This is a genomic window from Lysobacter solisilvae (genome assembly GCF_016613535.2).
Taxonomy (GTDB): domain Bacteria; phylum Pseudomonadota; class Gammaproteobacteria; order Xanthomonadales; family Xanthomonadaceae; genus Agrilutibacter; species Agrilutibacter solisilvae.
Genome location: NZ_CP071518.1, coordinates 1,427,577 through 1,448,171, shown reverse-complemented (window position 1 = coordinate 1,448,171; position 20,595 = coordinate 1,427,577). Strand labels below are relative to the sequence as shown.

At 69.7% G+C, this 20,595-nt stretch carries 16 protein-coding genes and 1 pseudogene; 4 read left to right on the top strand and 13 right to left on the bottom strand.

Annotated elements, in window-relative coordinates; translation table 11 throughout:
- Nucleotides 1–2: 2 nt before the first annotated feature.
- The 7 genes from I8J32_RS06400 to I8J32_RS06370 all read right to left on the bottom strand — a co-directional run bounded on the left by I8J32_RS06400 (nucleotide 3) and on the right by I8J32_RS06370 (nucleotide 5,651).
- Complete coding sequence (locus I8J32_RS06400) at nucleotides 3–914, bottom strand: lysophospholipid acyltransferase family protein (RefSeq protein ID WP_200616091.1); 912 nt, start codon at nucleotides 912–914, stop codon at nucleotides 3–5.
- A complete protein-coding gene (locus tag I8J32_RS06395) occupies nucleotides 907–2,190 on the bottom strand; it encodes an O-antigen ligase family protein (protein ID WP_207526831.1) in 1,284 nt (427 codons plus the stop codon). Before I8J32_RS06395 ends, I8J32_RS06400 begins: the two co-directional genes overlap by 8 nt.
- A gap of 22 nt (nucleotides 2,191–2,212) precedes the next feature.
- Nucleotides 2,213–3,325, bottom strand: coding sequence for a glycosyltransferase family 4 protein (locus I8J32_RS06390; RefSeq protein ID WP_200616094.1), 1,113 nt, complete (start codon nucleotides 3,323–3,325; stop codon nucleotides 2,213–2,215).
- A 48-nt stretch (nucleotides 3,326–3,373) separates the two neighbouring features.
- Nucleotides 3,374–3,571, bottom strand: coding sequence for a zinc-finger domain-containing protein (locus I8J32_RS06385; protein WP_200616096.1), 198 nt, complete (start codon nucleotides 3,569–3,571; stop codon nucleotides 3,374–3,376).
- Between the two features lie 118 nt (nucleotides 3,572–3,689).
- Entirely contained in the window at nucleotides 3,690–4,385 is a 696-nt protein-coding gene (locus I8J32_RS06380) for a pirin family protein (protein ID WP_245156438.1), read from the bottom strand.
- 5 nt (nucleotides 4,386–4,390) lie between these two features.
- Nucleotides 4,391–4,984: a YceI family protein gene (locus tag I8J32_RS06375; RefSeq protein ID WP_245156437.1), complete on the bottom strand. Its 594-nt coding sequence runs from the start codon at nucleotides 4,982–4,984 to the stop codon at nucleotides 4,391–4,393.
- Between the two features lie 61 nt (nucleotides 4,985–5,045).
- On the bottom strand, nucleotides 5,046–5,651 hold the full coding sequence (locus tag I8J32_RS06370; protein WP_200616099.1) for a malonic semialdehyde reductase: 606 nt from the start codon (nucleotides 5,649–5,651) through the stop codon (nucleotides 5,046–5,048).
- A gap of 94 nt (nucleotides 5,652–5,745) precedes the next feature.
- On the opposite strand from I8J32_RS06370, the gene I8J32_RS06365 reads away from it, so the two are divergent.
- Nucleotides 5,746–6,720 carry a mitochondrial fission ELM1 family protein gene (locus tag I8J32_RS06365; protein ID WP_200616100.1) on the top strand — a complete coding sequence of 325 codons (975 nt, stop codon included), beginning with the start codon at nucleotides 5,746–5,748 and terminating at the stop codon, nucleotides 6,718–6,720.
- A 23-nt stretch (nucleotides 6,721–6,743) separates the two neighbouring features.
- Here I8J32_RS06365 and glnE read toward each other — a convergent pair whose 3' ends face one another.
- The gene (gene glnE, locus I8J32_RS06360; protein ID WP_245156436.1) at nucleotides 6,744–9,494 is read right to left on the bottom strand and encodes a bifunctional [glutamate--ammonia ligase]-adenylyl-L-tyrosine phosphorylase/[glutamate--ammonia-ligase] adenylyltransferase; all 2,751 of its coding nucleotides are present in this window, start codon (nucleotides 9,492–9,494) and stop codon (nucleotides 6,744–6,746) included.
- A 105-nt stretch (nucleotides 9,495–9,599) separates the two neighbouring features.
- Nucleotides 9,600–10,985, bottom strand: coding sequence for a S8 family peptidase (locus tag I8J32_RS06355; protein ID WP_200616103.1), 1,386 nt, complete (start codon nucleotides 10,983–10,985; stop codon nucleotides 9,600–9,602).
- A 414-nt stretch (nucleotides 10,986–11,399) separates the two neighbouring features.
- Between I8J32_RS06355 and I8J32_RS06350 the strand changes: the two genes are divergently transcribed.
- Nucleotides 11,400–12,041, top strand: coding sequence for a lysoplasmalogenase (locus I8J32_RS06350; protein ID WP_207526830.1), 642 nt, complete (start codon nucleotides 11,400–11,402; stop codon nucleotides 12,039–12,041).
- A 36-nt stretch (nucleotides 12,042–12,077) separates the two neighbouring features.
- Here I8J32_RS06350 and I8J32_RS06345 read toward each other — a convergent pair whose 3' ends face one another.
- The 4 genes from I8J32_RS06345 to groES all read right to left on the bottom strand — a co-directional run bounded on the left by I8J32_RS06345 (nucleotide 12,078) and on the right by groES (nucleotide 17,407).
- Complete coding sequence (locus tag I8J32_RS06345; RefSeq protein ID WP_200616106.1) at nucleotides 12,078–13,679, bottom strand: flavin monoamine oxidase family protein; 1,602 nt, start codon at nucleotides 13,677–13,679, stop codon at nucleotides 12,078–12,080.
- Between the two features lie 830 nt (nucleotides 13,680–14,509).
- Nucleotides 14,510–14,809 carry a hypothetical protein gene (locus I8J32_RS06340; RefSeq protein WP_200616108.1) on the bottom strand — a complete coding sequence of 100 codons (300 nt, stop codon included), beginning with the start codon at nucleotides 14,807–14,809 and terminating at the stop codon, nucleotides 14,510–14,512.
- A gap of 541 nt (nucleotides 14,810–15,350) precedes the next feature.
- The gene (gene groL, locus I8J32_RS06335) at nucleotides 15,351–16,991 is read right to left on the bottom strand and encodes a chaperonin GroEL (RefSeq protein ID WP_200616109.1); all 1,641 of its coding nucleotides are present in this window, start codon (nucleotides 16,989–16,991) and stop codon (nucleotides 15,351–15,353) included.
- A gap of 128 nt (nucleotides 16,992–17,119) precedes the next feature.
- On the bottom strand, nucleotides 17,120–17,407 hold the full coding sequence (gene groES, locus I8J32_RS06330) for a co-chaperone GroES (RefSeq protein WP_200616111.1): 288 nt from the start codon (nucleotides 17,405–17,407) through the stop codon (nucleotides 17,120–17,122).
- A 780-nt stretch (nucleotides 17,408–18,187) separates the two neighbouring features.
- On the opposite strand from groES, the gene I8J32_RS06325 reads away from it, so the two are divergent.
- Both I8J32_RS06325 and I8J32_RS06320 read left to right on the top strand, forming a co-directional pair.
- The gene (locus tag I8J32_RS06325) at nucleotides 18,188–18,586 is read left to right on the top strand and encodes a helix-turn-helix transcriptional regulator (protein WP_200616112.1); all 399 of its coding nucleotides are present in this window, start codon (nucleotides 18,188–18,190) and stop codon (nucleotides 18,584–18,586) included.
- A gap of 91 nt (nucleotides 18,587–18,677) precedes the next feature.
- A pseudogene (locus I8J32_RS06320) lies at nucleotides 18,678–20,445 on the top strand (endonuclease).
- Nucleotides 20,446–20,595: the final 150 nt, after the last annotated feature.

Below are 20,595 nucleotides of genomic sequence, written 5' to 3'. Positions count from 1 at the left end.
GTTCATTGTCCGGAGTAGAGATCCGGCCCGCCGGGCGGCCGGGTCTTGAAGCGCCGGTGCACCCACAGGTACTGCGACGGATGGCGGCGCACGACGCGCTCCAGCCAGGCCATGTAGCGCGCGGCATCCTGCGCCGGCGGCAGGGGTTCCCACGCCGGTTCGATCCACAGCCGATAGCGGCCGTCGGCCTCGCGCTGGAAGCCGTACGGCAGCACCGCCGCATCGGCGCGGCGCCCGAGCTGGGACATCACGCTGATGGTGGCGGCGGGCACGCCGAAGAACGGCACGAACGCACTCTGGTAGTTGAAGTCCTGGTCGCCCGCCCACGCCACGACGCCGCCGCGCGACAGCGTGCGCAGCAGTCCGCGTGCGTCCTTCTTGTCGATGACCTGGTGGAAGGCACGCGCCCGCGCGCCCTCGAGGAAGCGCTGCAGGCAGCCGCGGTTGTTGCGTCGCGCGACGATCGCCAGCGGCTCGCGCAGCGCCAGTCCCAGCATGCGGCCGCCGAGCTCCAGGTGCGGCATGTGACCGGTGACCAGCAGCGCACCGCGGCCGCCCGCGCGTGCCGCGCGCAGGTGTTCCAGGCCTTCGATCGCGACCAGATCGTGCAGGTCGGCATCGCGGCCGAACCAGCCGCGCAGCGACTCGAGCAGGCCGGTGACGTTGTCGCGCATCGTCGACTGCAGCAGGCGCGACTGCGCCGCGGCGTCGAGCGCGGGAAAGCACAGGGCGATGTTGCGCGCGGCGATGCGCCGTCGGCCGGCCAGTACCGGCGCGGCCAGCGCATGCAGCAGCGTGCCCGCCGCCAGCAGCGCACGTTGCGGCAGGCGCGCGACGCCGGCGGCCAGCACGTTTGCCGGGCCCAACAGCCAGCAGCGCGCCCCGGTCGAGGGCACGCGGCCCGGCTCAGACATGCCGGCGCGCCAGCAGGCTGCCGGCGTACAGCGCGGCCAGCAGGAGGGTCAGGCCGCCCCAGAAGGTCGAATAGAACGCCAGGTGCGTGTTGAACGGAAACACGGTGACGGCGAGCGCCAGCATGGCGGGCTTGGCCTGTTCGCGCGATGCCTCGTCGGCGTAGCGCCAGGCGCGCCACGCCAGCGCTGCCCCTGCGAGCCACAGCAGCAAGCCGAACGCGCCGGTCTCGCTGAGGATCTCGAGCAGGATCTGGTGTGCGTGCAGCGCCGGTCCCGCGCCCCAGGCCGGCGGCTGCGTGGGATCCGGGTCGCAGGCCGCGAAGGCATGGCGGAAGCCGCGTGCGCCCACGCCATTGACCGGATGCTCCTTCGCCATGCACAGGGCCGCACCCCAGATGCGCGCACGACCCGACAGCGCGGCGTCGACGCCCTGGGTGTCGGCGCTCAGGGCATGCGTGGTGCGTTGCAGGCGCTCGCGCACCTGCGCGGAAGTCAGGCCCAGCACCACCAGCACCACCGCACCCGCCGCGAATACCGCCAGCAGCCGCTTGCCGCCGAGCAGGCGCCATCCCGACACCGCGAGCACCAGCGCGTAGGTGATCCATGACGCGCGTGAGCCGGTCAGCAGGATCACCACGCCGATCGCGGCAGCCGTAAGCACCCAGCCGAGTCCGTCGAAACGACGGGCGACGGCGTAGAGCGCAAACGGCGAAAGGCTGGCCAGCACCTGGCCGAGCTTGGGATTGCAGGGCCCCAGAATGCCGCTGAGGCGATTGGCTTCAAGAATCTCCTCGGGCGGGCAGATCGGGCGGTGGCTGATCGCCTGCTTGACCGCGTCCAGGCCGAAGAACAGCGGGCTGGTGCCCGCGACTGCCTGCAACAGCGCGTCCAGCGTCCACACGCCGACGATGACCGCCAGGCCGATGAAGGTGACCCGCCGTCCGCGCGCATCGCCGACCGCCGCCGCAGCCAGCCACAGGAACGGCAGGTAGCGCAGGTCGCCGGCGGCTTCCTTGAGGGCGCGGGCACTGTCCACGGCGTCCAGCGCCGAGACCAGTTCCGGCACCCAGTAGGCGCAGAACAGCACGCTGGTCAACGCCCAGGCCTGGTGGCTCAGGAGCTGCCCGCCGCCACGGAAACGCGAGAACACCAGCTTGCCCAGCGCGATCAGCGCGCCCAGCACCAGCACGCCTTCGGCGATCCCCGGCGCCGGCCACAGCGCGACGTAGGCCAGCACCCAGGCTGGCGCCCAACGCCAGCCCGCGACCGGCGTCATGGCGGGGACCGCGGCCTGCGGCTCAGTCGACAAGTTCGGCGTAGACGGCAAGTGTGGCCTCCTGCATCGCGCGCAGTGTGTAGGCAATGGTAGCCGCAGGCTCCGGCGGCTGCGCCAGCATGTCGCGCGCGGCGTCGAGCAGCCGTTCGTGGTCGCCGAGCGGCACCGCGCCGCGCGGCTGCAGCTGCGCCAGCAGTTCGCCCACGCCACCATGCGCCCAGCCCAGCACCGGCCGCCCGACCGACAACGCCTCGATCACCGTGCGGCCGAAGGACTCTGGCTTGCGCGAAAGCTGCAGGACAAGGTCGCTGGCCGCGTAGGCGCGCGCGATCTGGTCGGTGGGCGGGGTGAATGCAATGGCCTGGGCGATGCCCAGCTGCGCGGCCTCGCGTTCGAGTTCGGCGATGTAGGCCTCGCGGCCGGCCTCACGTGCGCCGGGCAGCCACAGGCGCGCGCGCACGCCTTCGCGCTGCAGGTTCGCCAGCAGCTTCAGGGCATCGGCATGCCCCTTCAGTCGCCTGCCGCGGCCCGGCAGCAGCAACAGCGGGCCGTCGCCGGCGATGGCCGGATGCTGCTGCGCGGCCCAGGCGCGCGCATCGGCGTCCGGATGCGGGGAACGCGGGAAAGCCGCCGGATCGATGCCCCGCGGGATGACACGCAGCCGTTCGCGGTCGACCTTTGGATAGTGCGCGCACACGTAATCGCGCACGGTCTGCGACACGCAGATCACCCGCTCCCCGCGGGTCATCACCGCGCTGTAGCGCGAGGGCGAGTTCAAGCCGTGCACGGTGGTCACCAGACGGGGACGTCTCGCCGCGGGCATGGCGCGCAGCGCGCGGACCGCAAGCCACGCAGGCAGCCGGGAACGCGCGTGGACGATGGCCGCTCCTTCGCGCGCGAACAGCGCGCGCAGCGGGCCCGCATGGCGCAGCGTCAGCAGGGATTTGCGGCCGATGTCGAGCGCGACGTGTTCGGCGCCCAGGGCCAGCAGGCGCGGCACGAGCCGCCCCCCGGCGGAGACGACGATGGCGCGGTGCCCGGCTTCGACCAGGGCCTGCGCAATCTCGAGCGTGGAACGCTCCACGCCGCCCGACTCGAGGGCGGGCAGCAACTGGACGACGGTCAGGCGGCGCATCGGCGCGCGCGATCGCGACGGTCCGGGCGCCTCAAGGGCGGCGATCCGTCAGTCTTCCAGCACGAACTGCGCGCCGCAGTACGGGCACTGGCACTGGCCCTCGGCTTCGATGGGCAGGTACACGCGGGGATGCGAGTTCCACAGGGCCATCGACGGCAGCGGGCAGCTCAGCGGCAGGTCCGCGCGCGTCACGGTGTAGCGGCGTTCGGCGTTGGCCTGGGTGGGATGCTCGGATGCTGCGGTCATGGCGCGGGTACTCGGGGCGCGGAAGCGGCGACGGGCGCCGATGCGGGCGCGGGGCCGCCATTGTAGGCGCGGCGCGGCCGGGGCAGAAGCCGCCGGGCGCCGGGTCTGCCCGGCAGCGTTACAGCGGCAGGTCGAAGAACAGGACTTCGCTGTCCTGGAGCGCCCGCAGCTCGGGTTCGCCCGACTCCTCCACCAGGCCGACCGCGTCGCCCGCGTTCAGCTCGCGCCCCGCGAACCGCACCCGGCCGCGCGCGACCTGCAACCAGTACCGGCGCGTGGGTAGCAACTGAACGCCCATGACTTCGCCCGGGCAAGGACGCGCCAGCCACAGGCACGCGTCCTGGCGGATCGCCAGGCTCTCCTGCGCGCCATCGGGCGAGGCCATCAGCGTCCAGCCCGGCGTCGACGCGGCCGCACGCTGTGCATAGGCCGGCGTGGCGTTGAGGCGGTCGGGCTGGATCCACACCTGCAGGAAGTGCACCGGCCGCGTCGGGCTGGCGTTGAACTCGCTGTGCTCGATGCCGTGGCCGGCGCCCATCCATTGCAGTTCGCCGGCGCGGATCACACCGCCGCCGCCGCTGTCGTCGCGGTGCGACAGTTCGCCGTCCAGCACGTAGCTGAGGATCTCCATGTTCGCGTGCCGGTGTGGTTCGAAGCCCGCGCCGGGCGCCACCACGTCTTCGTTGATCACGCGCAGCGGGCCGAAGCCCATCCACGCCGGGTCGTAGTAGCGCGAGAACGAGAAGGCGTGGCGGCTTTCGAGCCAGTCGGCGCGGCTTTCACCGCGCGCGCCGGCCGGGCGGTCGAGGATCACGACGCTTACTTCGCGGGGGCCGCTTCGGCCTTGGGCACGCCGGCTTCCGTGGTGATGCGCAGGGCGACCTCGTCGCTGACCTTCGGGGCGAACAGGCCCAGGCCGAAGTCACTGCGCTTGATGGTCGCGGCGGCGTCGAAGCCGATGCGCGGCTGGCCGTCGCGGCCGGCGGCGGCCTTGTTGAGCGTCACATCAAGCACGACAGGCTTGGTCACACCACGCAGCGTCAGGTCACCGGTCACACGCAACTTGTTGTCGCCGGCGGCCTCCACCTTCGTGCTGGCGAACGTCGCATCGGGGAATTCATCGGTCTTGAAGAAATCCTTGCTGCGCAGGTGCTCGTCGAAATCAGCGACGAAGCCGGTCATGCCGGTCAGCGGCAGGGTCACCTTGACCGACGACTGGCCGACGTTGTCCGCGTCGTACACGATCGTGCCGTCGGCCTTGCCGAAGTGCGCGGACGGCTTGGAGAAGCCGAAGTGGTCCCAGGTGGCGATGACGTTGGTGTGGTTCGGATCGATCTTGTACGACACCGGCGCCGCGAAGGCTTGGCCGGCGGCGAGCGCCAGTGCGGCGGTGAGGATCAGCTTGTTGAACATGGGGGGCTCCGTGTGTGTAGGGCAGGCGCGGTCGCGCCGGCGTAGGTGCATGCGTCTGCGATCAGGCGATGTGGGCCACTTCGTCGAAGGCCAGCCGCGGCGAGCGGGGGAAGATCTTCGCCGGATCGGCGTGGCCCAGATTGACCAGGAAGTTGGATTTCCAGGACGTGCCGGCGAAGAAGGCTTCATCGACCATCGCGTTGTTGAAGCCGGACATCGGGCCGCAATCCAGGCCCAGCGCGCGCGCGGCCAGGATCAGGTAGGCGCCCTGCAGGCTGCCATTGCGCAGGCAGATCGTGCGCAGGTCCTCCTGCGACTTGCCGTCGAACCAGGAACGCGCATCGGTGTGCGGGAACAGGTAGGGCATCTTCTCGTAGAAGGCCATGTCGTAGGCCACGATCACGGTCACCGGCGCGGCCAGGGTCTTGGCGCGGTTGCCCTCGTCCATCGCCGGGCTCAAGCGCGCCTTGGCTTCGGCCGACTTCACGAAGACGAAGCGCGCGGGACAGGAGTTGGCCGTGGTGGGCCCCCACTTGAGCAGGTCGTACAGCGCATGCAGCTGTGCGTCGCTCACCTCGCCCAGGATCTCGTTGTGGGTGCGCGCGGTGCGGAACAGCCGGTCGAGCGAAGGTCCGGGCAAGGGCTGCGCCGGCGGGGTGGGGGCCATCGATGATCTCCGTGCAGGCCTGTGGGCCAAGACGGGGAAGTGTAGAGTCTGCCGCGTCAATCAGCGCGCGACGGCGCCGGAACGGATCGAACCCTTGACGGAACAACGCCTCGACGCCTGGCTCCTGAGCGACGGACATGCCGGCAACCTGCGGCAGGTCCAGGCCCTCGCGCACGCCGCCGGCTGGCCCGCGCAGGAATGGATCGTGCGCACGCGCGCTCCGTGGCGCTGGTTCGCGCCGCGGATCGTCCCTGGCGCGGACGGCGCGTTCGACGACGCATTCAGCCAGGTGCTGAGGACGGCGGACCTGCGCGACGTGGTCGCGATCGGCTGTGGCCGCCAGGGCGCGCTCGCGACCCGCCTCATGCGCGAGCGCGGTTCGCGGGCGGTGCAGATTCTCGATCCGCGGATCGACGCTCGGCACTGGGACCTGGTGATCGCGCCCGCGCACGACGCGCTGCGCGGCGACAACGTCATCACGCTGCAGGGAAGCCTGCACCCGGTAGACGATGAGTGGCTGGCGGCGGGCCGCCAGGCCTTCCCCGTTTTCGGGCAGTTGCCCGGCCCACGCACGGCGCTGCTGCTGGGCGGGCCCAGCGCGCACGCGCGCCTGGACGAGGCCTTCTTCCTGCAACTGGCGCGAGACCTGTGCGACATCCTCCACGGGCAGGGAGGCAGCCTGCTGGCGACGGCGTCACGGCGCACGCCCGTGGCCCCGCTGGACACCATCCACGGGCAATTGGCGAGCTGGCCGGGGCAGTTCTGGCGCGGCGAGCAGGACGGCCGCAATCCCTACGCAGGCCTGCTGGGATGGGCGGACCGCATTGTCTGCACCGCCGAGTCGGTCAACCTGCTGAGCGAAGCGGCCGCCACCCGCGTGCCCCTGTTCGTTGCCGGCATCGATCGCGTCGCCGGCCGTCCCCGGCGTTTCGTCGATGCCCTGCTGGACAGCGGCCGTGCGCGGCCCTTTGCCAGTGACCTGGCGCCCTATGCGGTTGCACCGCTGCGCGAGACCCCGCGCGTGGCCGCCGAAGTGTGTCGTCGCCTGGGCATGCCCGCCCCCGGTTAGATCCAGCGCTGCGCGCCACGGCCTCAGGCCGCCGGTGCCAGCACCAGATCGAGCTCGCGCAGCGCCGCTTTGATTGCCGCGCGAGCGGCCTCCACGTCCGCATCGAGCGGCACGCGCCGCGAACGCCGATCCAGCGTGCAGTCCAGCCCTCGCGCGAGCAGCGTGGCATGGGCCTGGCGCAGCGCGTGCGCGATATCGACCGGCAGAAGGCCGGCGTCGGTGAGTGCGTCGATCAGGGCCAGCGTGTTGCGCGGCCCGGTCAGGCCGGGGTGCGCATGCGCATGCATCAGCACCAGCGCCTGCAGCAGGAACTCCAGGTCCACCAGGCCGCCTTCGCCCTGCTTGAGGTCGAACGCGGAGGCATCGCTGCGATCGAGCTCCGCGCGCATGCGCTGGCGCATCGCGGCGACGTCTTCGCGAACGCGCGCCGGTTCACGCGGCCGCGCCAGCGTCTGCGCGCGCACCTGTTCGTAGTCCTCGCACAGGCCGGGGTCACCGGCGATGTAGCGGGCGCGCACCAGGGCCTGGTGCTCCCAGGTCCAGGCGCGTTCGCGCTGGTAGTCGCTGAAGCTGGCCAGCGAGGACACCAGCAGGCCTTTCGCTCCGTCCGGCCGCAGCCGCACGTCCACTTCGTACAGGCGACCGGCACCGGTCACCGCGCCGAGCAGGCCGACGATCTTCTGCGCCAGGCGCGCGAACCAGCGCGCCGCGTCCAGCGGACGCGCGCCGTCGGAATGCGCCTGCGCCGGCGCGTCGTACAGGAACACCAGGTCGAGATCCGAACCGAAGCCCAGCTCCTCGCCCCCGAGGCTGCCGTAACCCAGCACCGCGAACCGCGCGCCGTCGATGCTGCCATGCGTACCGGTGACCTCGTGCTCGGCCACCCGCAGCACGCTCTGGACCACCGCATCGGCCAGCCACGCCAACTGCCGCGCCGAATCGACCGCGCTCTGCCGGCGGTCACGCGCGGCCAGTGCGATGCGGAAGCTCAGGGCCTGCCGTACTTCGTTGAGCGCCTGCAGCACCGACTCGGTGTCGTCATCGACCGGCACCTGGGCGCAGGCGGCGTGCAGTGCGTCGCGCCCGGGCAGCGTGCCGGCGATGCGCGCATCGAGCAGCTCGTCGAGCAGCAGCGGATAGGCGGCCAGGCGCTCGGCGAGCAGCGCGCTGTGGGCGACGGCGTCCACCAGCCGCTGCAGCGCGACGGGTTGTTCGTCGAGCAGCGCCAGGTAGGCACTGCGGCGCAGGATGTTCTGCAGCAGCGCCAGCAGGCGCCGCAGGGCGAGCATCGGATCGCGCGCGCCGGCCGCTGCCTGCAGCAACGCGGGCAGTACCCGATCCATGCGCGCGCGCGTGGCGTCGGACAGGCCCTTGACGCCGGGGCTGCGGGCCAGGTCGCGGAGCAGGGTGTCGGCGGTCTCCAGGTCGGCGAACCCGGCCTGCGCCAGCGCCGTGACATCGCCTGCCTCGGGCAATGCGCGCCAGTACGTGGCCAGGGCGTCGGGCGCTGTCGTAGCCCGTCGCGGCGCCAGCAGGGCGTCGAATTCGCCGGTGACGCGCGCGCGCACCGTATCGAGCTCCCCGCGCAGAGCCGTCCAGTCCGGATGGCCCAGTCCGAGCGCCACGCGCAGGCGATCGGTCTCGCGGTCCGGTAGGGCGTGGGTCTGCGCATCGCGCAGCATCTGCAGGCGGTTCTCCAGCTTTCGCAGCGACAGGTACGACGCCGCGAGCGCCTCGCCGGTTTCCCCAGACACGTGCCCGGCCGCCACGAGCGCCTGCAGCGCCGGCAACAGGCGTCGCTCGCGCAGCTCGGCTTCCCGTCCGCCGCGGATCAGCTGCAACGCCTGCACGAGGAACTCGATCTCGCGGATGCCGCCGGGACCCCGCTTGATGTCGTCGGCCAGCTCCTTGCGCGCAACCTCGGCGCTGATCGCCGCCTTCATCGCCCGCAGGCCGTCGAGTGCGCCGTAGTCGAGGTAACGCCGGTACACGAACGGACGCAGCGTGGCGAGGAAGCGTTCGCCGGCCTCCGCATCGCCGGCCACGGGACGGGCCTTCTGCCACGCGTAGCGCTCCCAGTCGCGGCCTTCGTGCTGGAAGTACTGCTCCATGGCCGGGAACGACCACGCCACGCGCCCGACGTTGCCGTAGGGGCGCAGGCGCAGGTCGACACGATGGCAGAAGCCGTCGGCGGTCACCTCGTCGAGCAGTTTGGCCAGCTGCTGGCCCAGGCGGGCGTAGTAGGTCTCGGCGGCCAGCGGACGCGCGCCGTCGGACTCACCGTCGGCCTCGTAGGCGTAGACCAGGTCGACGTCTGAACTGAAGTTCAGTTCACCGCCGCCGAGCTTGCCCAGGCCGAACACGACCATGCGTTGTGCCCGGCCATCGCCGTCGCGCACGACGCCGTGGCGTTGCGCGAAGTCGGCTTCCAGCACGTCCAGCGCGCGCTGCAGGCAGTGTTCGGCCAGCGCGGTGGTGCCGGCCAGTGTGTCAGCCACCGTATCCAGGCCCAGCACATCGCGCCACACCAGGCGGGTTGATTCGGCGGCACGATAGCGCCGCAGCAGGGCCGGCCAGTCGCCGCGGTTCTCCGCACCCAGTTCGGGCGGCGACGTCGCGGGTGCGCCGGCCAGCAGCCGGGGCAGCAACTCCGGCTGGCGAAGCAGGGTGTCGATGGCGAAGTCGCTCGCCAGTGCGACCCGGCGCACGCGTTCAGCCGCGTCAGCATCCTCGAGCAGCGCCGCGCAGGAGGGAATCGAATGCAGACGCTGCATCGCCGTACTGGATAGGGACTGGGCATCCATCATGGAGGTGATTCTGGCACGCAAAACAAAAGCGGCCGCCCGAAGGCGGCCGCTGGACTCACCGATGGTGCCGGATCAGTACTGCATGGCCTTGGCGGCGTTGACGCGACCGGCGCCGTAGGCGTCGTCGTTGCCCGGCTTGCCCAGGTCGTCGGCGGATGCGCGCAGGATGCGCTCGACTTCGGTCGGGGCCAGTTCGCCACCGTGCTTGCCGATGACCAGCGCGGCCACGCCCGACACGTGCGGCGCCGCCATGCTCGTGCCCGCCGACCAGCCCCAGCCGGTCAGGGTCGAACTGAGCACCATGTCGAAGGCCCAGCAGGGTGCGCCGACGCCGGCGACCACGCAGTTGGCCGTGCCCGGCAGGCGCCCGTCACCACCCGGAGCGCCGAACGAGATCGCCGACTGGCCGTAGTTGCTGTAGCTGGCCAGCGGATCCAGCGACACGCCCGGGTTGAGCGCCCAGCCGGCCGGCGCCAGCGCCGACACCGAGATGACGCCCGGCACCTGGGCCGGGAAGGCGCGCAGGTTGGCCCGGAAGCACGTGCCGTCCGTGTCGCACACGGCAACGCCCGCGTCGTGATCGAGGTCGCGTCCATCGTTGCCCGCCGACACGATCGTGATCGCATTCTGCGACCGCGCGTAGGCGACGGCGCGCTTGGTGGCGTTGATCAGTTCGGCGGTGTCCTTGCCGCCGACCTCGAGCCCGCCGCGCACGCCCAGGCTCATGTTGATCACGTCGGCGCCGTGGTCGGCCGCGTGGACGATGCCGCTGATGATGCCTTCGAAGCTGCCGCCACCGGTCGCGGCGCTGAGCACCTTGACCGCGATGAGCTTGGCTTCAGGCGCCACGCCGATGATGCCGGTGCCGTTGTCGGCACCCAGGATCGTGCCGGAGGTGTGCGTGCCGTGGCTGCTGCCGGAGGTGTTGCAGTAGCTGGGCTCGGTCGGCACGAAGGAAATCGAATCGGCCGCGAGCAGGTTGCCGGCAAGGTCCGGGTGGTTGCAACGGATGCCCGCGTCGAGCACCGCCACGCGCACGCCGGCGCCGCGATAGCCGGCGTTCCAGGCACCGGCGGCATCGATCGCCGCGTGGCCCCACTGCAGGTTGAAGAGGAAATCGTTCTCGCCGCCTGCATTGGGCGGGTTGGCGAAGTCTTCGCCGATTTCGTCGACGGTTTCCGGCAGCTGCGCCTGGAAGGCGATGTCGGGGACCACCGAACGCACGCCCGCGACCTTGGCGGCGCGGCCACGGAACGCGGTGTCGCTGGACTGCACGAAGGCGACGCCGATCTGCGGCAGACGGGAAGTGATGGTGCCGCCGGCGGCTTCGATCTTGCGCGCCAGCTGGGCGTCGAACGTGTTGCCCCTCGACTGGACCACATAGGTGGCCGCATGAGCGGAAGAGGCGCAGGCAAAACCAGCGAGTGCCATCGCGATGGCACAGGAAAGCTTACTCATGAGTTCTTGGATCCTTTGGTTGTCCCCGGGATGCGTGGGCCCAATCACGCCGGGCCGAGTCTAGGGGCAGAGCGGGCACTTCGCCTACTCCGTCACATTCCGGAGGGCTGCCGCATCGGACCACCGTCCACATGCGGGGGCCGGGGAGGCCGCAGGGCGACGGCGACCCAAGTTGGCGCGCATGAATGTCGCGCGCATAAAAAAGCCCGCTATCGGCCGTAACCGGTAGCGGGCTTTGCTCCCTCCCCCACGTCGGGATGCGAGCCGATCGTGAAGGAACCGTTATCACTTTTGCACGCTGCACTGCAAAACGATACTTGTCGGTATAGAAAGGCCGGCTTCATGAGCCGCGCGCCCCTCCAGACACGGCACGCAAGCGGCCATACTCCCGTCCCCTGCCACGGCTACCAGCCCATGCCTGCCGCCCACAGCGCCGCCGTAATCTGCCTCGCATTGTCGTTGGCCCTGGCCTGGGCGCATGCACGGTCCCATGCGCGCGCGCAGCCGCCGCTGAAGCTGGCAGCGAGCGCGGCCTTTCTCGTCGTCGCACTGGCGGCGGGCGCGCTCGACAGCGACTACGGCCGCCTCGTGCTCGTCGCCCTGGGCCTGGGGGCGGTCGGCGACGCACTGCTGCTCTCGCGCCGCAGTCCCCTGTTCCTGGCCGGGCTGGGCACCTTCCTGGTGGCGCATGCGGTGTACGCGATCGCGTTCGCGTTGCAGCCACAGGACCTGGCATGGCTGATCGGCGGCGCGATCGCCATGGCCGTCGTCGCGGTGATCGTCCTGCGCTGGCTGTGGGCGCGACTGCGCAGCGTTTACCAGCTCGCGGTGCCGGCCTACGTGCTGGCCATAGGCGCGATGGTGGCCACGGCGATGGGAACGGCCGCGGCCACGGGCCACGCCGGGATTGCCGCGGGCGCACTCGCCTTCGCCGCTTCCGACGTGGCAGTCGCACGCGAACGCTTTGTCGTCGCCAGCCCAGCCAACAAGATCTGGGGCTTGCCACTGTACTACCTCGGCAAGGTGCTGCTGGCGCTGTCGGTCGCCTTATCGTGACGGCGCGGCCCGGCGCCGCGGCGCTGCCGGGGTTACTCAGGCCGCCGCGCGACGCAGGCGCGGGAACGCTCGCACCGCGACGCCCCGTTGCGCGAGCACTTCCTTGGCCGCGATCTCGCCCGATTCGCAACCTCCTTCCATGAAGCCCTGCGTTTCCAGGGCGCAATGCTCACCGGCGAAGTGCAGGCCGCCAACCGCCTCGCCCATCACGCCACGCAGGCTCGACCAGTCGCCGGGCCGGAAACAGGCGTAGCTGCCGCGCGCCCAGGGCTGGGTGGGCCAATGCATGCGCACTTCGCGCGCGCCCTCGCGCGCGGCGAGCGCGCCGGGAAACACGTGCTCCAACGCGGCGCTGGCGGCGTCGGCCTGTTGGCGCGCCGTGCCCTTCCCAAGCTCCAGGCCGTGGCGTCCGCCCGTGAAGTTGGTGAGGATGCCGGAGGCCCCGGCCTGCTTGCGCGAGGTTTCCCACGTGGTCTGGTACGACAGGTCGCTCATCGACGCGCCGTTGGCGCCGCGATCGCGCCAGGGCCGCCGCGTGTACCCGATCATCAGCTTGGCATTGGTGCCATAGGCCAGCTGCGTGATCGCGTGGCGCTTGTGTGCCGGCAGTGTCGCATCGATGCGCACGTCGCGCAGCAGCGTGAAGGGCATCGCGAGGATCACCTGTCGCGCCTGTACTTCACGCGATGCCGTGCCGGTCCGGAACGACAGCGCGTAGCCATCTCCGCGCGCGGTGACCGATTCCAGTACCTCGCCCGTCGTGATCGCGTCGCTCATCCGCTGCCCGATCGCCTGCACCACCAGGTCATTGCCGCCGCGCACGTGGAAACGCTCGTCGCTCTCGCCGAAGATGCGGAACGCGTCCGGGTCGTCCGTGCCGGCGAAGGTCAGCAGGTTCAAGGCCGACTGCTCGTCGGCTTCGAGGCCCATCTCGGTCGTGTACGCCACCTCGATCAGTTCGCGCAGCCAGCCACTGACACCGTTGCGCTCCAGCCACTGCGTGATCGAGATCCCGTCCAGCGCCCGGAATGCCGGGTTTGTGTCGCGATAGTCCAGATCGCCGTCGCCCAGCGTGGCCACGTCGAGCTCGATCGCGCGCGCGACCGGGACGAAGGCGCGCACGATTTCATCCTCGCCCACCGCGCGCCCGTCGAAATGCCAGGCATCGTGGCCGGAGTCGCCCTCGAGCAGATCGTCCAGCACCAGGTCCAGTTCCCTGGCCAGCGTGCGCATGCGCATGTGGCCGGTGTCGATCAGCTCGCCGCCCAGTTCCACTACCTGGCCGTCGGGAAAGTGATTGCGCAGGCTGAGCATGCGGCCGCCCACGCGCGTGCTGGCCTCGAACACGCGCACGCGAACACCGGCCTGGCGCAGGCGCCACGCGGCGGTGAGGCCTGCGATGCCGGCGCCCACGATCACAACCTCGTCGCCTGTCGGGGCCGCGGGTCGCGGCAACTGCGCGCAACCGGTCAGCACCAGGCCCGCGCCAGCGCCCTGCAGGAATCGCCGGCGGGTGGCATCGACCCGCAGCTGCCGGCCGCGATCCAGGAACTCGTCGAGCGGCGCTTCGACGCGGGTCGAGGCGCGGGCAATGCGGGCTGCGCGCTGGAGCAGGCTGAAAAGCGGGGTGCGTGCCATGGGTTGTCCTTCACCGGTGCGGAAGCCGCATTGAACTCCATCCGGGGGGCACCGCGCGACCGGCTGGCCATCCCCGGTGGCGCAGCGACGCCATGTCCCCGTCGGCGGGATACCGGGAAGACCGCCCCCTTCCCAAGCGCAGGCGGCGATGAAGCCAGGTCATGGCCGTGCCTGCTGGTCGCGCGGGCGCGAGCCTGACCCATGGCGCGACTGCACCGGTACTCGGCGCGTGGCCGCGGCAGAGAGGAGGCGATTCAACGAGGTCGGACCGGTGCATCGCGGACACGTAGACGCACTTCGGAGTCAACTCCCTCGGGCGATCCCGACGTGCGATCGACAACGCCACGCGAAGATGGGATCGCCGCAGGGGCCGCCACCAGCACCACGGCGTGGACGACGGACGCCAATTGGCGACGGGATGTCAGCGAGAAATCCGGGCGCGATGGTGTCTCGGCCGCGGTGTTGCCATGGGTCAGGTCCGAAGGCGCCGACACACGGGTGGCCATCCGACGATAATCTTTTTGGCGGGGGTCACCCACGCAGGGGATGCACGCGGAGTGAAGCGATCTCGCACACGACCGCCCGCTGTACGCGGTGCAGCCGCAATTGCGCACCCCGGCTGACCATCACTCCTCAGCGCCCAATCCCCGATCGCCGCAAGCCTGCAGCGTGCGCCTTACCCGTCATCGTGCGCGCCTGATCCACGCGTCCTGGTTGCCAGGCGCGTGGCGGGCTTGTCTCACTCGTTGTCTTTCACTCCGCACTGCCTCGCGGATGCGGGCGTCACCGCCATCCGCATCCGCGGGCTCGTGCGCGTTGCCTGGGGGCTCTCAACGGCCCAGTTGCACTTCGAACGCCACCCGGCGGCCGTCCATCTCGCCTTCAATCAGGATCGGCTGTCCGGCCATCAGCCGGTCATAGCGGTCCTGGCCCAGCGCGCGAATGACCTTCGCCGACGTGCGCGAATGGTCCTGGCGGAACTGGTAGTACGTGAGGGGCGACCAGCCCATCAGCTGGCGAACTTCGGTTTCACTGATGCCCACAGCCTTGGCCAGCGCCTTTGCCTGGGCGTTGCCCGCCATTGCGATACCCGGTGCGGCCGCAGCGGCCAGCACGAGCAGCAGGCTCAACGTTGTCTTTCTTTTCATCTGCGTGTCCTCGTTTGGGTGGACGCTGTGCGTCCGCGACTGAGTGTGTGCATGCCCGTCGGATGCGAAATGCGCATCGCAAGAGGGCGCCGCATTGCGGCATTGCACGTTCGTCGCCCGCTGCATGATCGAAGTGTCGCGGGCAGCCGATGTGTTTGGATCGGCAGGGACGTTATGCGCCCGCGAAACGATGCAAGGCAGTGCCGGAAGTGGCATGACTTTCGTCATCGCGCGACGAACGGTGCAACGCGACGCATGTTTCACGCATCAGGTGGCAGGCCTTATGCGAATACATCGCCTTCACGACAATGATCGCGCGTCCGCGCGCCAACAGGATCCACGTGCGCGCCCATGCGCTGCATGTTCCATGCCGGATGTGTGCGCAGGCGCCAAACCCTGCGTTTCATGGCGGCCCGCACGGTCGAGCCGGACGCGACAAACGGCCCATGCCGTGCGGCCAACAAAAGAAAAGCCCCGCATCGCTGCGGGGCTCTTCCAACTGCGCGAATGCGCGGGAGCGGAATCAGAAATCCATGCCGCCCATGCCGCCCATGCCACCGCCGCCCGGCATCGCCGGTTCATCCTTCTTCGGCTGTTCGGCGACCATGGCTTCGGTCGTGATCATCAGGCCGGCGATCGATGCCGCGTTCTGCAGTGCAGTACGCGTGACCTTGGTCGGATCCAGGATGCCGAACTCGATCATGTCGCCGAACTCGCCATTGGCGGCGTTGTAGCCGAACGCGCCCGTGCCTTCCATCACCTTGTTGAGGATCACCGACGGCTCGTCACCGGCGTTGGTGACGATCTCGCGAAGCGGGGCTTCCATCGCGCGCAGGGCGATCTGGATGCCGTGGTTCTGGTCTTCGTTGATGCCCTTGAGGTTCTTGATGGCGGCCTTGGCACGCAGCAGCGCCACGCCGCCGCCCGGGACGATGCCTTCTTCCACGGCAGCGCGGGTGGCGTGAAGCGCGTCTTCGACGCGGGCCTTCTTTTCCTTCATCTCGACTTCGGTCGCGGCGCCCACCTTGATCACGGCCACGCCGCCGGCCAGCTTGGCCACGCGCTCCTGCAGCTTCTCGCGGTCGTAGTCCGAGGAGGTTTCCTCGATCTGCGCCTTGATCTGCTTGATGCGCGCTTCGATGCCGACGTGTTCGCCGGCGCCGTCGATGATGGTGGTGTTCTCCTTGGAGACCTGCACCTTCTTCGCGCGGCCCAGATCCTTGATCGTGGCCTTTTCCAGCTGCAGGCCCACTTCCTCGGAGATCACGGTGCCGCCGGTCAGCACGGCCATGTCTTCCAGCATCGCCTTGCGACGGTCGCCGAAGCCCGGGGCCTTGACGGCGCAGACCTTGACGATGCCGCGGATGGTGTTGACCACCAGGGTGGCCAGCGCCTCGCCTTCGACTTCCTCGGCGACGATCAGCAGCGGCTTGCCCGCCTTGGCGACGCCTTCCAGCACCGGCAGCAGCTCGCGCACGTTGGAGATCTTCTTGTCGTGCAGCAGGATGAACGGATCTTCCAGTTCGGCCTGCATCGACTGCTGGTTGTTGATGAAGTACGGCGACAGGTAGCCGCGGTCGAACTGCATGCCCTCGACGACGTCGAGTTCGTTGTCCAGGCCCGAGCCGTCTTCGACGGTGATCACGCCTTCCTTGCCGACCTTGTCCATCGCCTGGGCGATCAGGTCGCCGATGTTGGCGTCGGAGTTGGCCGAGATGGTGCCGACCTGGGCGATTTCCTTGCTGGTCGAGGACGGCTTGGAGATCTTCTTCAGCTCTTCGACGGCCGACACGACGGCCTTGTCGATGCCGCGCTTGAGATCCATCGGGTTCATGCCCGCGGCGACGGCCTTCATGCCCTCGCGGATCAGCGCCTGCGCCAGCACGGTGGCGGTGGTGGTGCCGTCACCAGCGTTGTCGGAGGTCTTGGAAGCCACTTCCTTGACCATCTGCGCGCCCATGTTCTCGAACTTGTCGGACAGTTCGATTTCCTTGGCGACGGAGACGCCGTCCTTGGTGATGGTCGGGGCGCCGTAGCTCTTCTCGAGCACGACATTGCGGCCCTTCGGGCCCAGCGTGGCCTTGACGGCGTTGGCGAGCACGTTCACGCCGCGCAGCATCTTGGTGCGCGCGTCTTCGCCGAAGCGGATTTCTTTTGCAGCCATGGGGTGTTTACCTCAGAAGCGGAAATGGGAATGGGGAGGCAGGTGCGAAGCGGCGGCGGAGAGCCCTTCGGGGCGGGCAAGCGGCGGTACGCTCGTGCCGGCCCCGGCGGGCGCCTGCGCCCGTGACATCAGCCGATGAGGGCGAAGATGTCGTCTTCCTTCACCACCAGGTATTCGTTGCCGTCCAGCTTCACTTCCGTGCCGCTGTACTTGCCGAACAGGACCTTGTCGCCGACCTTGACCTTCGGCGCGCGGACGTTGCCGTTGTCGAACACCTTGCCGTCGCCGACGGCGACGACTTCACCCTTGATCGGCTTCTCGGTGGCCGAATCCGGGATCACGATGCCGCCCGCGGACAGCTTCTCTTCTTCCATGCGCTTGATGACCACGCGGTCGAACAGCGGCTTGATATTCATGGCAACCCTCACATAAGTCTTTGGAAAGGCGGGAAAAATGCTCCGCAATTGGCACTCGCCCCAAGGGAGTGCCAGAAACGGGGCGTAGAAAGACCCGGCGAGCCGGGACTGGCAGCAGATGGGGGGCGGCGTTCAGCGTTTCAAGGGCCCGAGGCGAAATTGCCGTCGGGAAGGGCTATCCGGGGGGCCACGCGACTGCGGCCAGCCCCGAAGGTGTGGCCGCGCGCGCAAAAAGAAAGGGCGCGAACCGGAGTTCGCGCCCTTTCTGGCCTGGAGGGCTCGTCAGCCTGGCGCCGTCCTGCGCCGCTTTCCCCGAGCCTGGCGACATCAATGTCTTGCCGGTCCTGTTTATTCGGCCCGTGTGGGCGTCCTTGGGTCCCGAAATCGGCGGTTTCCGGGGCCCTCAAAAAAAAGAAAGAGCGCGGACAGGGGTTCGCGCTCTTTCTGGCTTGGAGAGGGCCGTCCTCAGCTCGGCGCGCTCCTGCGCCGCGTCTCCTTACCTGACCTCTTGTCGACGCCGACATCCTTGCCGGACGAGTCCAATCTCCGCCGATCCCCCGGCGATGTCTACTGTGAGGCACGTCTCATTTGTTGACTTTGGGTATCGGGCGGCCTCCAATACCACATGATTTGTGGATTCCGCGTCGATTCACACTGGACGAGGGTGACCAAGAGCGCACGTCGTATGGTGTCTTTTGGTAACGAGGTGAATTTAGGTAACATTTGCCGGTTCTGGCCGCTTTTGGCTGCGGTGCCGGCCTCAAGGAGGGGATCCAGGGCATGACTTCGCAACAACGCATCCGCCTCGCCCGCCGCCATGCCGGGCTGTCCCAGGCCGCGCTGGCGACCGCCGTCGGGGTCCAGCGCAGCGCGGTGAGCCACTGGGAAGCCAACAACGGCAAGCACCCCAGCGTGACCCACATGCGCGAGCTGGCCATGGCCTGCGGCGTGCAGTTCGAGTGGCTCGCCACGGGACGCGGCAAGATGAGCCTGTCGGAGGACACGGCCCTGGACTCGGTGGCCGCGGCGGATGCACTCCTCATCGAGGATCCCATCGAGCTGCGGCTGATCCTGGCCTTCCGCGACGCGCCCACCCGGTCGCGGGCACCGCTGGTGGAAGTTATCGAGCAGCTGGCCTCGCTGCGGACCGGCCGTCGCGCGGGCGGCACGCGCGCCTGAGGCGGCGGCCATGGCGTTGCCGCACCGCCGCGTGCGGGTTGTCATACGCGCTGGCTAGAGTCGCCCGTTCCGCCGCACGGGAGCTACAGGGATGTCGTCCAGGATCGTTCGCAGCATTGCCGCCGGCGCATGCGCCGTCGTTCTCCTCACCACGCCGGGCCGCGCCCTGGCCGAAGTCTTCATCAACGAGATCCACTACGACGATGCCACCGCCAGCGGCGACGTCGGCGAACGCATCGAGATCGTGGCCACCGCCGGCGAAAGCCTGGCCGGCTACCGCGTCCATCTGTACAACGGCAGCACGCCGTCGGCCGCGGTGGCCTACGACAATGACCCGGTGCCCACCGGCAGCCTGGTGACCTGCGGCGCGCCGGTGCGGGTGGCCACCGTCAGCTACCCCGCCAACGGCATCCAGAACGGCGCCAACGATGCCGTCGCGCTGGTCGACGCCGCCGGCGGGCTGGTGCAGTTCCTCAGCTACGAAGGCCCGGTGACGGCCGCCAGCGGCCCGGCCGCGGGTCGCACCAGCACCAACCTGGCCGTCTCCGAAACCGGCTCTACGCCGGCGGGCACGTCGCTGCAACTGGGCGGCAGCGGCAACCGTTACGCGCAATTCGCATGGCAGGCTTCGACGGCGCATACGTTTGGCACCTGCAACCGCAACCAGGGCTTCATTGCGCCCAATCCACCCCCGACCATCACCGCCACGACGCCCACCGATGGGGCGACGGGTGTCGCGCCGGCCAGCGACCTGGCCGTGAGTTTCAGCGAGCCGGTGACCTTGTCCAGCGGCGCGTTCGCGCTGCAGTGCACGCAGTCGGGAACTGTCCCTCTGAGCCACCCGGCCAGCGGCAGCAGCTTCGCGATCAGCACGGGCGCCACGCTGGCCGGCAACGAGAGCTGCACGTTTACCGTGCGCGCGCTGCAGGTCACCGACAGCGGCGGCGCGAAGCTCGCGCAGGACCGGGTCGTGGGCTTCACCGTCGCCAGCAGTGGCGGCACCGGCTACTACGCGCACGTCAACACCTCCAGCGCGGGCCAGCTGCGCTGCTCCCTGCACGCCACGATCCGCGGCCATACCGCCTACCCTTACAGCGGCGGCACCACCAACACCTGGAGCATCCTGGAGATCGCCGACGAGGATCCGGCCAACGCGGGCCGCGTCCTGGATGTGTACCGCAACCGCAGCTATCTCAAGGGCAGCGAACGCGCCGGCACCGGTACCGGGCTGACCTACAACCGCGAACACACCTGGCCCAACTCGCTGGGCTTTGGCAGCACGACCGGCGACATGGGGCTGCCGTACGCGCCGTACACCGACACCCACATGCTCTACCTCAGCGACACGACCTGGAATGCCGATCGCGGCAACAAGCCCTATGCGGACTGCGCCGTTGCCGCGGGCTGCGGCGAGCGGGTGACCGAAGCCAACGGCGGTTTCGGCGGCGGCAGCGGCGTGTATCCGGGCAATTCCAACTGGGTGAAGGGGCCCGACGGCAACGGCGGATCGTTCCAGGCCTGGGGCCACCGCAAGGGCGACATCGCGCGCGGCGTGCTCTACATGGCCATCCGCTACGAAGGCGGCCGCGATCCCAACACCAACCAGTCCGAACCGGATCTGGAACTGACCGACGACCGCAGCCGGATCGTGATCACCTCAGCCTCGCCGGCGTACATGGGCCTGCTCTCGACCCTGCTGGCCCTGGCACCAGGCGGACCCGCCGGATGCGCACGAGCGCGAACGCAACGAGGTGGTGTACAGCTTCCAGGGCAACCGCAACCCCTTCATCGACCACCCGGAGTGGGCGACGGCGGCGCTGTTCAATTCGGCCAAACCAGCCAGTTGCCAGCTCAACTGACGCGACGCGAACCGCACCGGCCGGGCCACCGCCCCTCGCCGGTGCGGCCCCCCATCCGCCGATGCGAGGCGGCGGACCCTCGGCCCGGATCGGGTTGCGTCCATGACGGCCCCGGCGCCCCCCGCCGGGTGCCGGCTCCGGCCGACTGGC